The organism is Aquibacillus kalidii (assembly GCF_014280935.1).
Taxonomy (GTDB): domain Bacteria; phylum Bacillota; class Bacilli; order Bacillales; family Amphibacillaceae; genus Aquibacillus_D; species Aquibacillus_D kalidii.
This window is the reverse complement of sequence record NZ_JACLZI010000043.1, coordinates 19,386-33,285: the sequence shown is the minus strand read 5'-3', so window position 1 is coordinate 33,285 and position 13,900 is coordinate 19,386. Positions and strand designations below refer to the sequence as shown.

The following is a 13,900-nucleotide window of genomic DNA, read 5'->3' as shown; positions in this document are numbered from 1 at the left end:
TGTGGGAACAGCACGAGGTGAAGATCCCGGAAGAGCGGTCTTTGCGTCACGGGAAGGCTTGAGGCCGTGCCCACGGAAAGCGGAGTATTCTGCCGGAACGAGTTCAAGCACACATCCAAAGGGTTTTAATAAAGTTACTGGAGATTTTATCTCAACTATGCATTTAAAAGACTGCCATTTTGTGAATAGAGCTTTTTTTTGCATAAAAAAAGACCCCATCCCTAAAAAGGGACCGAGACATGGTGGTACCACCCTTGTTTACAGCTAATTTTCTAGCTATACACTTATGCTTGATATCGGAATAATCTCCGCATGTATCTTATCGATACCGTACTCCAAGGCAGGTTCAAATAAAGTCTAAATGGAAATTTTCAGCTTACATTCCTCTCTTATAAAATAGACTTGTATTTTACTATTCCTTTTCATCGCTTTTCACTATGAAATTTTAATTATATATACTATATGTAGGATAGGAAAAAAAGTCAATACAAGGAGAAGCTAAAAAAGCTTCTCCCCATTTACTAGCATTAACTGAATGATTTCATTAGGTTAGCCATTTCAATTGCAGAGATAGCAGCCTCTGCCCCTTTATTACCAGCTTTAGTACCGGCTCTCTCGATTGCTTGTTCGATCGTATCAGTTGTTAATACCCCAAAAATAACCGGCATTCCTTGCTGCATAGAGACACTTGCCACTCCTTTGGATACCTCACTACTAACATAATCAAAGTGCGGAGTAGAACCTCTAATAACGGTTCCTAACGTAATAACTGCATCGTACTTTCCTGTTTGTGCCATTTTTTGAGCAACTAACGGAATTTCAAATGCACCAGGTACCCATGCAATTGATACATCTTCCTCTTTCACTCCATGCCTTCTTAACGCATCTTCTGCACCACTCAGTAGCTTACTGGTAATAAACTCATTGAATCTACCAACTACAATACCGACTTTTAAATCTACTCCTACTAAATTCCCTTCCAATACCTTATTCATACTTATCCTCCTAAAAGTTTAATAGATGATCTAATTTTGATACTTTCGTTTTTAAATAATGTTCATTTTCTTTGTTATGGGGAATTTGAATACTTACTCTTTCTTCTATTTCAAGCCCATACTCCTTTAATGCTGTTATCTTTCTAGGATTGTTCGTTAATAATTTTATTTTTTTCAAGCCTAACTCAGACAAAATTTGTGCACTTAAGGAATACTCTCTTAAATCATCAGCGAAACCCAATTGATGGTTTGCTTCTACTGTGTCATACCCCTGCTCCTGTAATTGGTAGGCTTTTAGTTTATTCACCAAGCCTATTCCCCTACCTTCTTGCCGCATGTATACAAGCACACCTTTTCCAGCTGCCTCTATTTTGTTTAGTGCTTCATCTAATTGTGGACCGCAGTCACAACGATAAGAACCAAATACATCACCTGTTAAACACTCAGAATGAATCCTAACTAATACAGGCTCCGTATCATCAAGCTCTCCCTTATAAATGGCAAGATGCTCTTTTCCAGTTATTTTCTCTGTAAATGCAGCCATTTTAAATTGCCCAAAACTTGTTGGAAGGTTAATTTCTACTTCCTTATTAATTAACTTCTCACTTTTTTTACGGTAAGTAATTAAATCTTGGATGGTGATCATGGCCATGCTATGTTCGACAGCCATTTTTTCTAAGTCGGCTAAACGTGCCATCGTGCCATCATCTTTCATAATTTCACAGATCACTCCCACTGGTTGTGAACCAGCTAATATAGCTAAATCAACAGCAGCTTCCGTATGCCCTTCTCTTTCGAGTACTCCATTTTCTTGAGCAATCAAAGGAAACACATGACCTGGTCGTTTAAATTCACTCGGTACAGTCTCCTTATCAAGAAATTTTTGTATAGTTATGGATCGTTCATATGCACTAATTCCAGTATGTGTTGATTGATGATCAACACTTACGGTGAAAGCTGTACCGTGGGCATCTGTATTGTGATTTACCATTGCCTCTAGGCCAAATTTACGAGTGTACTCCGCTGTCATTGGCGTACATATTAAACCACGTCCAAAAGTGGCCATGAAGTTTATTGCTTCTGGCGTCGCATGTTCAGCCAATGTGACAAAATCACCTTCATTTTCACGATCCTCATCGTCTACCACTATAATCATCTTTCCTGCCTTTAAATCCGCAATAGCTTTTTCTATTCTCGAAAACATTGTTTCACCTCTCAAAACCCGTAATCTCTCAACTTATCAATCGTTAATTCTCCATTAGATTTCTCTATAGGATGGCTCTTAAAATCTAGCAATCTTGCCATATACTTCGCGAGCATGTCATATTCCACGTTGACTAGATCTCCCTGCCTTTTATCACCTATAATAGTTGCATTTCTTGTTTCTGGAATGAGCGATATGATGAAACTGCTCTCTGTAAAACCAAACACTGTTAGGGAAGTTCCATCCACACATATCGAACCCTTTCGTGCAATAAATGAAAGCCCTTCTTGAGAAACACTCACTTCTACATACCGAGCATTATCTTCCTCCCAGATTCGTTTAATTACACCAGTTGTATCAATATGACCAGAAACAAAATGACCACCAAACCTACCGTTAGCACTCATCGCTCTCTCCAAGTTAACTTGTTTACCGACATCTAATTTTGCTAAAGAGGATCCCCTGAATGTTTCCGGTATAACGTCCACAGAAAACCACTCTGTACCGAAATCTGTTACGGTTAAACAAACACCATTAACCGCAATACTATCTCCATTATGAACATCTGAGGTTACGGTAGAACCTTTTATCGTAAGGGATAGGGAATTTCCCTTTTTCGAAATTTGCTTAACTATTCCTTTTTCTTCTACAATACCTGTAAACATTTACGACACCTCTTTTCTAGGGCGTGCCACTATTTTGATATCTCGGCCGTATTGTTTAACTGAAATAAAATCCAATTGCGTAGCTTGACTCATCCATTCAGGTGAATATCCACCTATTACACTAAGTGCGTCCGAACCACCCAAAATCTTAGGAGCTATATACCAATGGCATTCATTAAACAGCTGCTTATCCAGAAAAGAAGCAAGAATCTTACTACCACCTTCTACGTAAAGGGATTGGATGTTATGTTCACCTAATAGGTCAAGCACATCCTCTATTTCAGTTGTTTGTAAGCTCAGAACTTTAACGCCAGGATGGCTATCTTGGAAATTTGCTACATCTGCAGTAGAACGACAAATGATCCACGTTTCTAGTCCATCGTTTAATACTTGTGCTTCGTCTTGAATCTTTAAGTGAGTATCTAAAATAATTCGAATGGGATTTTTTCCACCTTGGGGCAATCTGGTGGTTAAAAGGGGGTTATCTTTCATGACCGTATTAATTCCAACTAAGATGGCATCGTGAATATGTCGCTGATTATGGACATCTAAACGTGATTCTTCAGATGTAATCCATTTACTATCTCCAGTCGATGTGGCTATTTTCCCATCTAAAGTAGTTGCAGCTTTCAGTGTTACATACGGTCTTTTTTTTCTTAAAAAATGAAAAAATTTGCGATTTAATTCTAGAGCTCTTGCTTCTCCTAACCCAACTTCCACTTCAATTCCAGCTTGTTTTATACGTTCCGCACCCTTTCCTGCAACTGCTGGGTTCGGGTCTAAACAAGCGATATGAACCTTTCTTAATTTGTGTTCAATGATCAAATCTGCACACGGTGGTGTTCGTCCGAAGTGCGCACATGGCTCTAGCGTTACATATATTTCTGCACCCTCCGCTTCTGCACCTGCCTGCATAATTGCATAGACCTCTGCATGTGGGCTTCCAGCTGTTAGATGGCTACCTATCCCTAGGATTCTACCGTCCTTTACAACGACAGCACCTACAGAAGGATTGGGACTTGTTTGTCCAAGAGTAGCTTCTGCCACAGTAAACGCTAAGTCCATATACTCTTCATTTGTCATTTAACCACACCCTTTCCTCATTAATTGGAAAGAGAAGCAAGAAAAGCCCCTGATAAATTATCATCAGGGGCTTAGTAAGCATACGCAAATAAACTAGACTATACCGTTTAAGGTAAGACCTAGTAGTAGTGTACAAAAATAAATAACATTTTAAGTACACCTATTCCTTTTCCCATCCAGACTTTCACTGTCGGTTTTGGTTTTTCACCAAATCCACCTTCGCACTTTCATGCTCCGGGTCACGGACTTAAAGTATGTTTACTTATTACCGTCGGTCGGGATTTTCACCCTGCCCCAAAGGAATCCTTATTCGATTGTACTAATAATAACACGTTGAAATTAAATAATAAAGCAATTAGTAATGCTCAATATTCCAAATAAACTTTTATAAATAGCTCACAAAACCTGCATCACAGCTATTTACCATTAACTATCTTCACCTAAAATCTTAACTTCTCGCTCTAAAGCAACACCGAACTTCTCTTTAACCGTTTTCTGAACCATTTCAATAACCGCAATATAGTCAGATGCTGTAGCCTCATTCTTGTTTACAATAAAGCCTGCGTGCTTTGTTGAAACTTCAGCTCCTCCAACACCCTTCCCTTGAAGGTCACTATCTTGGATTAGCTTGCCTGCGAAGTATCCAGGTGGTCGTTTAAAAACACTACCACAAGATGGATATTCAAGTGGTTGCTTCGATTCTCTTTTATAAGTAAGATCATCCATAATAGCTTTTATATCTTGATAATTTCCAGGTGTTAAATCAAAATGTGCTTCTAGAACAATATATCCATTATCCGGGATATTACTTGTTCGATAATCAAGGTCTAATTTATCAGCAGAAAGCGTTACAAGCTCTCCTTCTTTTGTTACTACTACCGCATGGCTAAGAACATCCTTTACTTCCCCACCGTATGCACCCGCATTCATGAACAAAGCTCCACCGACTGTTCCAGGTATCCCACAGGCGAATTCCATTCCAGTCAATTGTTCTTCTAATGCTTTTCGTGAGACATCAATGATTCTTGCACCACTTTCTGCAACAATGCTGTTACCTTCTCTTTTAATAGTTGAAAATCGTTTCGGACTCATGACAATGCCACGAATCCCTCCATCCCTTACAATTAAGTTGGATCCATTACCTAATAGTGTAAAAGGAACTTCCTTACTATTTGCTAGCTTTATAATATCCTGTACTTCTTTTACAGAACCAGGTGTCACGAATATATCTGCCTTGCCACCCAATCGAGTATAAGTATGTTTTTTTAAATATTCATCAACCATTACATTTTCCTTAGATGTAATGGAAAGCAAATCTTCATAAATGTGATGATATTTATTCATATAAATCATCCTTTATTGCCGGCATTAACTACCCATATTTGATATCATGCCTTTAGATTATAGCAGTAAGACAAGCTATTCATCAACAAGGTATTGCTACACCTACTATCATTATGCTTTGGGCAAGATAATTGTGAGTGTAGTGTGCAGCACCTATCTTTTGCTGATAAATAGACAGGTCCAACAACTAAGGAAAACCAGAACGGGTTTTATAACAAGCAATAAAATTAGATACAACGGTTCTTTTCCCAAAAACAGGACAGAAAAATATAATCATTACTTTATATTTAAAGAAGAGCCAACTGAATATCTCAATTTAGCTCTTTATAAGATATATTTTCAACTAACTTTCTCTGCTAATATTCTTTGCCTTTCTTCGATTTTATTGAAAGACCGGTAACAGGGCCAGAAAATAATGTAAGTCATTAAACTACCTCCAAAGAAAAAGGCAAGACCCGGAATTAGCGTAAATATATATATCGTAATCCCCACACCGATTAGCATCATCACATTGTTGATTGGATTAATAAACATAATGAGAAAAGCATGTTTAAATTGTTGAAAGAGATTTATATTATAATGCGTATATACAGGAAAGAAATATAAAGTTGTCATTAGAAATCCAAAAATGAAGAGATATAAAGGAATATGTGTCAACCATAGCATTCCACCTGCATTCATTCTCATATAGTTTAGGTCCAAGTAAATCAAACCTGAAGTAATGATCAACACTAAACCGATTAGATTACTTTTCCTAAATTCCTCTTTATACGTTGTCCAAAAAGTATGAAATACACTTGCATCTGTTTCATAACCAATTATCCATTTACGAACAATGGTAAACATTGTTACTGTGGCAGGAAAGAACCCAAAAATGACTAGTCCAGTTACAGTGAAAAACATCCATAGTAGGTTAAGATATGCAAACCTAGTAACCCATTCTGTTATTGTATATAAATATCCCATATTTGTTCTAGTCATTTTTATCCTCCTAACCATTAAATGAATTATCCTTTAACAGAGCCTGCAGCAATTCCTTCTACAATCCGATTACTAAGTAGTAAGAAAGCGACAAGGATCGGAACAATACTAATCATTAACGTCGCACCAATTGCACCCCAATCTGTTAAATATTGTCCAATAAAGTTTTGGATACCAACAGTTAGTGTCTTCCATTTATCTGAACTAATAAATGTATTCACAAATACAAATTCATTCCAATTGTAAATCATATTAATAATAACTGTTGTTGAAATAACTGGAGCAGTCATTGGCAACGTAATTTGGAAAAAGATACGGTGGATGGAGCACCCATCCATGACAGCTGCTTCTTCAATTTCCCGAGGAAGCGTCTGATAAAAACCTAATAAAATCATAATAGTTAATGGTAGGTTAAACGCAGTATAACTTAATATGATGGAAATCGGGTTATCAATTAAATTTAGTTTATTATAAAAGTCGAATAAGGGAATCAATGTCGAGTGTATCGGGATCATTAACCCTACCATGAACAGTCCAAGTACAAGTTTATTTAACTTCCAGTACATTCGAGTAATGGCAAAAGTTACAAAGCTTGCCAGTATGACAGTAAGTACAACAGCTACTACTGTAATCCATACACTATTAAAAAAATACAGGCTTATATTCCCTTGAGTCCAAGCTTTTGCATAGTTAGCCCATTGGGGGTCCTGAGGTAAAGCAAATGGTGAAAGTCCAAAAACTTCTTGATTTGATTTTAACGAAAACATAAACAACCAGACTAACGGATAAATTTGAAAAATGGCTACAACACCAAGTATAAGATAAAGAATAGTAAATCCCAGTCGTTTGCCTAATGAAAGTTTGGGTTTAGTCGGAGTAGATAAGGTGGCTTTCATTTCCTTAGTAGTATTTATCTCACTCATCATTTTCACTCCCTTTAAAATTGATTATTATTATCATTTGCAGCAGTTAGTTTACGAATAAACCATGTCATGATTAAACAAATAACTAGTAGGGCAAATCCTATTGCACTGCCGTATCCAAAGTTATAGCTTTTAAAAGCCTCACTATACATATATGATGCCATTACTTCACTCGCTCCGTTTGGTCCACCGCCAGTCATAACCCAAATTAAATCGAAATATTTCAAGGAACCTACTATTGCAAGTACGATGGTTACTTTAAATACACCTGCTATTAATGGTAATTTTATTTTATATGCTATTTGCACCGGGTTAGCTCCATCAATACGAGCAGCTTCTACTAGCTCTTCTGGAACATTTTTCAATGCAGCATAATAAATAATGATATAGAACCCTGCATACTGCCATATTATTGGTATAAAAATTGCGTAAAGAACCACATTGGGATCTGCCAGCCAGACAGGGGCATTTTCTACACCCATCATCTCTAGAAGACTATTAATCATGCCATTATTAGGATCGAAAATCTTAAGCCAAAGCTGCGCGATGGCAACTGATGATAATAACATCGGGATCAAGTAAATTTTCCTTAATAAATCCGAACCCTTTATCTTGCTAGCTAATACAAGTGAGATTACTAAATATAACAAAAGACTAATAGTTGAAAAGATTGCTAGCTGAAACGAGTGATACGTACTCGACCAAAACATTTTATCCTTAAGCAAATCAATATAGTTTTCTAGTCCAATAAACTTCATTTTTCCTATTCCGTCCCAATCCATTAACCCGTAATACCCTGTTAACACGATAGGGACGTAAACTAAAACAAGAATTAGAAGCAACGCAGGTAGTACATAAAGGGCAATTACGGTTTTATTAGACATCACATTTTTCATAATTCGAAGCTCCCTTCACTCTTATATAAGGAAGAGGACATATATGCTATATGCCCTCTTTAATAGAAACAATATACGAAAGGATTACTCTTCGTCAGCCAATGCTTCTTCTTGTTTCTTAGCGAACTCTTCTGGTGATACTTGGCCACCAAATAACGCTTGAATCATATCCAGGTGTACTTGAGCAACCCCTGGGCTCATTTGAACGTCAGCATAAAGCGTTAGATTAGACGCATTGTTTAGATCTTCTAGAATATCAATGTACATTTGATCTAAGTCTATGTTTGATGTATCAACCTTCGTTGCAGGAATTACACCAGCATCTGTAACAGAGTGTTTACCCCATTCTTTTACAAGATAAGAAACAAATTTCTTCGCTTCCTCTTTCACCTGTGAATCTTCAGCAACAAACAACCCAACCCCAGGTCCACCTACAAAGCTATCAATGTCTCCTTTTCCACCATCGTAAGTAGGGAATTTAAAGTAACCAACCTTTTCTTTAAATTCATCAGAAACATCTGGGCTAGTTGTATAGTTTGGTAATTCCCAAGTAGCCATTAAATACATTGCTGCTTGTTCATTCATGAAATAACCCTTTGCTTCATCATTAGAAAGGCCGTTAAATCCTTTAACGAACGCATCCATATCGACTAATTTTTTAATTTCTTCTGCCGCTTTTACTAAAGCTTCGTCTTCAAAACTACCTGAACGATCAATGGCACTATTTAATGCTGATGGTCCTCCAATGCGATCAGCTAGATACATATACCACATGGAACCTGTCCATGCATCTTTATTTCCTACCGTAATTGGAGTTATACCCTTATCAACTAAGGTTTGAACTACATTTAAAAACTCATCATAAGTTTGAGGTACTTCTAAATTATTTTGTTCAAAAATCTCTTTATTGTAGTAAACCGGTGTAATATTTAATTCTAGCGGTAAACCGTACGTTGTGTCTTCCAGAGCAAATGCTTCTGTTGTACCTGATACAAACGAATCTTTGAAATCACTTTCAATTATATCGTCTAAAGGTGTAAACATATTCCCCTCAACAAACGGTTGTAAATATCCCGCTGCCCATGTAATACCTACATCAGGAAGTTCATTTGATGCTGCTAAAACTTTAATCTTATCCTTGTATTGCTCATTTGCTAGAATTTCCGTTTTAATCTTTACATTTGGATTTTCTTTTTCATAAGACTTAATGATGTCATCAACGATAGTATACTGTGCTTTCGAACTACCCTCTGGCCATAAGTGCATAAAATCAATTGTTACTTGTTCCCCACTAGATTCTCCTGAATCACTGGATTCATTTGAGCCATTTGCCTCTTCATCAGAACCGGAGGAAGAACATCCAGCCAAAGCTAAAAATGATAGCATTACTAGGGTAAAAACCAGTGTTAGCGCTTTCTTATTAAACAATAAAATAACCCCCTTAAGTCATTTGACTAAGTATTTTGTTTACATCTAAAATACTATCACCAGTTATAACAACGTAAAAGGGTACTGCGATTTGGTAAAGTACCACTATTTTTAGAAAACCCTTTCATTGTTGTTCTTACGGTATACACTAGGAGTCATTCCCTCGTATTCTTTAAAAATTTTAATAAAGTATTTGGCCGTTTTATAACCAGATTCTTCTGCAATATCTACGATCGGTAGTTTAGTTGCGATAAGTAATTCTTTGGCGCGCTGAATTCTCCGTCTAGTGATGTATTCACTAAACGTTACTTTTACTTCCTCTTTAAAAAGGACACTAAAATAGCTTGGGTTTAGGTGCACATAATCCGCTACTTCCTTTTGCGAAATCTCACTATGTAAATGATTATCAATATAATAAAGCGCCTCTTGTATCGTCTCACGTGTAGAGGGATTATGGGCATTTGTCAATAACTTTTTGTCCACTACCTTTTCAATGATTCCCACTCTTTCCTTATTTTCGTCTACCTTAATCGCTTCTTCTACTGCACTAATTAATTTTTGTTTGCTAATTGGTTTAAGTAAGTAATTGATTACACCCAGCCGGAGAGATTCTTGTGCATATACAAATTCAGAGTAAGCAGAAATTACGATAACGACAGGGGAAAAATTGTTGGCCTTTATTGTTTCAACCAGTTTTAAACCTGTTATTTCAGGCATTCTTATATCCGTTATTAAAATATGAATTCTTTGTTGCTTCATTAATTCAATTGCTTGTTCCCCATTAGCTGCTGAAATAATTTGATATTTCCCCTCAGACCAAGCCTCTAAAGTCTTTTGTACGCCTTGTCTGGTGCGAGGTTCATCATCTACAATCAATATTGTTTTATTGTACATCTAACTCTCCCCCATCTATAGGTATTTCAAAAGAAATGGTCGTCCCTTCGTTCTCCTTACTATTTATCATTAGTCCTTCCGTTTTCTTCTTATAATAAAGGTCTAGTCGCCTGTAAACATTAGATATTGCCATACCCGTCCCATTACTCGCGGAGGATACACCTCCTGTTTCGAAGGAATTTCTAATATAAATTAGTCTTTCTTCGTCCATACCTGTCCCATCATCTTCCACAAATATTCTTAGCCTGTTTTTGTTTTCAGATTGTTCTACTCTTACTGTAACCATACACTTACCTAATTTATTTCCCGCCCCATGGATTACTGCATTTTCTACGAGGGGTTGGATTATCAACTTAGGAATCTTCACATCTCGCCACTTTTCTGGTAGCGATAAATGATAATTTAACCTCTCACCAAATCTCATCTGCATAATCTCCATATAATCCTCCATATGCCTCATCTCATCTTTCATATAGACCCAGTCATCGTTCGTATGGCTATTGATGGTATAACGAAATAAATTAGACATCGCAACTACATGTTCAGCTAGCTCCTCTTGTTCATTTTCCTCTAATGACCAATGCAATGCATCGAGGGTATTAAAAAGAAAATGGGGGTTTATTTGTGCCTGAAGTGCTTTCAATTCACTCCTACTTCGAGTGATTTCTTTCTGATAAACCATTTGAATCAAGTGATTTGTTTCTTTCACCAGTTGGTTATACGTACTATTTAATTCATTTATTTCATTGGCTGACGTTATCGATGGATTAAGGGTTAAAGAACCTTGGCTTGCTCTTCTCATTGTGTTGGTTAATTTAATAATAGGGCGCGTAATCATATTAGACAGTACGAACGAGCTAATTAAATAGATAACTAAACCTACTAAACCAGAAAAAATAATTCCCATTCGTATAACAGCAATTCCTTCTGTTAAAACATTAACTGGTGTCAAAATCAAAACAGTCCAACCCGTCACCTTAGATTCTTGTTTCGTAACGATGTATTCATCATTCTTTATATTTACTACTGATTTATTACCTTTGAAAATAGGCTCTAACGGAGCATCATAGTTTGATATGATTGAATTTTTCATTTTATCCGTTAATATTGTAAATTGATTCGTCTGATCCGTTATAGAGGTGTTAACAAAATCAAAATAGTGTTTATAAATACTTATTAGCAAATAGCCGCCATGGGAGAAATGGTGATCTAGTAAATTAACTCTGCGAATAGCTAAAAGGTAGTCAGAATTACTAGGATCTTGTCCAATTAGCACTAGTTTTCCTTTTGCATAGAAAGCTTGCCTAATCCAACTAGAACTAACTCGAGTTCTTAAATTTGAGTCGTCAAGAGGAAGGACTCGGTCTAAGCCATTAGAATATAATTCAAAGGAAAATATGCCATCAGTGTTTGCTTGGATCGTACTAACCACTTCCATTAGACGCTGCCGTTCACTAAATTCAATATGGTTTGTTTCATATTCCTTCCCTAATGTTCTTTGCACTTCTGCATTCGTAATAATCAGGTTAGATGCCATATTAATTTGATCATATAAGGTTTCTACCCTACCGCTAGCCTCTGCTGCTACTTGTTGAACTTGTTTCTCAGCATTTTTTTTAAGCAGTGAAGATACTTGGCTTAAAGTTAGAACACTCACGATCAACAGGACTATGAGCATAACAAATAAGAAAACTACTAATATCTGATTGCGTAGAGTATTCCACTTTTTTACTAGTTTCCACAATTGCCTTCATCCTCACTTAAACAAAATGACCTTGCTTACCTATTATATGTTAACGCTTTCAATGATGGACGACTTTTGAAGATAATTTTTAAGGGGTTCTTACATTTTTGAATAATTAGATAGCTAAAATGGGGACAGAAAAAAGGGGCCGTGCAAGATTATAGACATCTTAGAAACCTGTTATTATTAGCATCTATAATCGCGACCCAAAATTCCTGTTTTATAAATTTACTAGCTCCGAAAATGCATTAATTCCTTGTTGATATCGGCCGTTTGCCCATATACTCGTTTATAAATTCGGAATAAACTATGATATTTTTCCACATTGCTAAGTATTGGTTGATAGGTTTCTGCTTCCTGAAGAAATTTAGCAGCACATGCTTCTAAAGAAGGATACCATCCTATTCCAAATGCCGCTAACATAGCAGCACCCATTCCAGGACCTTGCTCACTATTAAGTTTTACAATCGTAGCGTTAAAAATATCTGCTTGCATTTGGAGCCACGCCTCGTTTTTAGCACCCCCACCGATTGAATAAATCGTTTCTATGATTTTGCCATTTTCCCTAAAGATCTCGATTGACTCATTTAAAGAAAAGGTGATTCCTTCTATAACAGCACGCGCAAAATCTCTTCTCTTATGCGAACTGTCCATCCCAATAAAGCTTGCTCGAATAGAAGAATCCGCATGGGGAGTTCTTTCTCCTACTAGGTACGGTGTAAATAATAAACCGTTCGAACCGACAGGAACGTTGTCAATTTCACTTAATAACGTTTCAAAATCTTCCCCTTCTGCAAAAACGTTTTTGAACCATTCCAAGCTATGCCCTGCAGATAGCGTTACCCCCATTGAATAATAGGCATCTGGTGCACTATGGTTAAAGTAATGTACTTTCCCTTTGTAATCTTTGTCACCATTTTCTTCATAAGAAAGAACGACACCTGACGTTCCAATACTTGCAAAGGTCTTTCCTTCTGTTAAAATCCCTGATCCGATTGCACCACATGCATTATCGGCGCCACCTGCAAAAACGTCTGTTGATTCTGCTAAACCCGTTTGCAATGCAAATGAAGGTGTAATTTTACCAACATTATCATAGGAATTAACTAGTGGTGGACAGATCGCCATGTTTATTTCTAAAAGCTTACATATTTCTTCGCTCCATTGTTTGGCACTTATATCTAGTAAACTCGTTCCTGCAGCATCTGAATATTCCATTTCTAGATTACCAGTAATTCGATAACGCAAATAATCTTTAGGTAAGACAAATAATTTCACTTTAGCAAATAGTTCAGGTTCATTTTCCTTTACCCATAAAATTTTTGGTAAGGTAAAGCCCTCCAAAGCCAAATTTTTAGTGATAGATATAAACCTTTCCTTTCCAACTTTTTTGTAAATCTCTTCGCATTGTTGAGTAGTACGTGTATCATTCCATAATATTGCATTCCGTAATACATCATTATTTTCATCAAGCAATACCAATCCGTGCATTTGCCCTGAAAAGCTCATCCCTTCTATATCATCTGCGTTAACATTAGAGGTTGAAATAAGCTCTTTTATTCCTTCAGTTGTTTGTCTAACCCATTCCTCTGGATCTTGTTCACTATATCCCGTTTTCTCCTGTATTAATGGATAAGATTTCGAAACTTCATGTACAACTTCACCAAGTTTATTTACTAACAAGAGCTTTACAGCACTTGTTCCAAGATCAACACCAATTACGTATTTCAAATTGAACACCTC

13 protein-coding genes, 1 riboswitch and 1 other annotated feature are annotated in these 13,900 nt (G+C 36.7%); all 13 genes read right to left on the bottom strand.

What is annotated here, in order from left to right; translation table 11 throughout:
- Positions 1–204, bottom strand: a 204-nt coding sequence (locus tag H7K77_RS21060) for a hypothetical protein (protein WP_222599350.1), incomplete at its 3' end; no start/stop codon positions are given.
- Positions 205–224: 20 nt separating this feature from the next.
- Positions 225–435, bottom strand: a binding site (T-box leader).
- Between the two features lie 92 nt (positions 436–527).
- Positions 528–995 carry a 6,7-dimethyl-8-ribityllumazine synthase gene (gene ribH / locus H7K77_RS12370; protein WP_186578154.1) on the bottom strand — a complete coding sequence of 156 codons (468 nt, stop codon included), beginning with the start codon at positions 993–995 and terminating at the stop codon, positions 528–530.
- Between the two features lie 10 nt (positions 996–1,005).
- The gene (locus tag H7K77_RS12365; protein WP_186578153.1) at positions 1,006–2,199 is read right to left on the bottom strand and encodes a bifunctional 3,4-dihydroxy-2-butanone-4-phosphate synthase/GTP cyclohydrolase II; all 1,194 of its coding nucleotides are present in this window, start codon (positions 2,197–2,199) and stop codon (positions 1,006–1,008) included.
- 11 nt (positions 2,200–2,210) lie between these two features.
- Positions 2,211–2,864 (bottom strand): riboflavin synthase, encoded by a 654-nt coding sequence (gene ribE, locus H7K77_RS12360; protein WP_186578152.1) that lies wholly within the window; start codon positions 2,862–2,864, stop codon positions 2,211–2,213.
- Entirely contained in the window at positions 2,865–3,947 is a 1,083-nt protein-coding gene (ribD, locus tag H7K77_RS12355) for a bifunctional diaminohydroxyphosphoribosylaminopyrimidine deaminase/5-amino-6-(5-phosphoribosylamino)uracil reductase RibD (RefSeq protein WP_186578151.1), read from the bottom strand.
- A gap of 160 nt (positions 3,948–4,107) precedes the next feature.
- Positions 4,108–4,253, bottom strand: a riboswitch (FMN riboswitch).
- Between the two features lie 120 nt (positions 4,254–4,373).
- Complete coding sequence (murB, locus tag H7K77_RS12350) at positions 4,374–5,291, bottom strand: UDP-N-acetylmuramate dehydrogenase (RefSeq protein ID WP_186578150.1); 918 nt, start codon at positions 5,289–5,291, stop codon at positions 4,374–4,376.
- A 339-nt stretch (positions 5,292–5,630) separates the two neighbouring features.
- A complete protein-coding gene (locus H7K77_RS12345; RefSeq protein ID WP_235988925.1) occupies positions 5,631–6,272 on the bottom strand; it encodes a YesL family protein in 642 nt (213 codons plus the stop codon).
- A gap of 26 nt (positions 6,273–6,298) precedes the next feature.
- Positions 6,299–7,168 (bottom strand): carbohydrate ABC transporter permease, encoded by an 870-nt coding sequence (locus H7K77_RS12340; protein ID WP_235988926.1) that lies wholly within the window; start codon positions 7,166–7,168, stop codon positions 6,299–6,301.
- 41 nt (positions 7,169–7,209) lie between these two features.
- The gene (locus H7K77_RS12335) at positions 7,210–8,091 is read right to left on the bottom strand and encodes a carbohydrate ABC transporter permease (protein ID WP_186578148.1); all 882 of its coding nucleotides are present in this window, start codon (positions 8,089–8,091) and stop codon (positions 7,210–7,212) included.
- An 84-nt stretch (positions 8,092–8,175) separates the two neighbouring features.
- Positions 8,176–9,519 carry an extracellular solute-binding protein gene (locus H7K77_RS12330; RefSeq protein WP_235988924.1) on the bottom strand — a complete coding sequence of 448 codons (1,344 nt, stop codon included), beginning with the start codon at positions 9,517–9,519 and terminating at the stop codon, positions 8,176–8,178.
- A 111-nt stretch (positions 9,520–9,630) separates the two neighbouring features.
- On the bottom strand, positions 9,631–10,413 hold the full coding sequence (locus H7K77_RS12325; RefSeq protein ID WP_186578147.1) for a response regulator transcription factor: 783 nt from the start codon (positions 10,411–10,413) through the stop codon (positions 9,631–9,633).
- Complete coding sequence (locus tag H7K77_RS12320) at positions 10,403–12,157, bottom strand: sensor histidine kinase (protein WP_186578146.1); 1,755 nt, start codon at positions 12,155–12,157, stop codon at positions 10,403–10,405. Before H7K77_RS12320 ends, H7K77_RS12325 begins: the two co-directional genes overlap by 11 nt.
- A gap of 231 nt (positions 12,158–12,388) precedes the next feature.
- Positions 12,389–13,888, bottom strand: a complete 1,500-nt coding sequence (gene xylB, locus H7K77_RS12315) for a xylulokinase (RefSeq protein WP_186578145.1) — start codon at positions 13,886–13,888, stop codon at positions 12,389–12,391.
- Between the last annotated feature and the right edge of the window lie 12 nt (positions 13,889–13,900).

Excerpts from the sequence above, each read along its gene's own strand:
- H7K77_RS12325 (WP_186578147.1), bottom strand. The coding sequence starts at position 10,413 with ATGTACAATAAAACAATATTGATTGTAGATGATGAACCTCGCACCAGA.
- H7K77_RS12340 (WP_235988926.1), bottom strand. The coding sequence starts at position 7,168 with ATGAAAGCCACCTTATCTACTCCGACTAAACCCAAACTTTCATTAGGC.
- ribE (WP_186578152.1), bottom strand. The coding sequence starts at position 2,864 with ATGTTTACAGGTATTGTAGAAGAAAAAGGAATAGTTAAGCAAATTTCG.
- H7K77_RS12345 (WP_235988925.1), bottom strand. The coding sequence starts at position 6,272 with ATGACTAGAACAAATATGGGATATTTATATACAATAACAGAATGGGTT.
- ribH (WP_186578154.1), bottom strand. The coding sequence starts at position 995 with ATGAATAAGGTATTGGAAGGGAATTTAGTAGGAGTAGATTTAAAAGTC.
- H7K77_RS12335 (WP_186578148.1), bottom strand. The coding sequence starts at position 8,091 with ATGAAAAATGTGATGTCTAATAAAACCGTAATTGCCCTTTATGTACTA.
- ribD (WP_186578151.1), bottom strand. The coding sequence starts at position 3,947 with ATGACAAATGAAGAGTATATGGACTTAGCGTTTACTGTGGCAGAAGCT.
- H7K77_RS12365 (WP_186578153.1), bottom strand. The coding sequence starts at position 2,199 with ATGTTTTCGAGAATAGAAAAAGCTATTGCGGATTTAAAGGCAGGAAAG.
- murB (WP_186578150.1), bottom strand. The coding sequence starts at position 5,291 with ATGAATAAATATCATCACATTTATGAAGATTTGCTTTCCATTACATCT.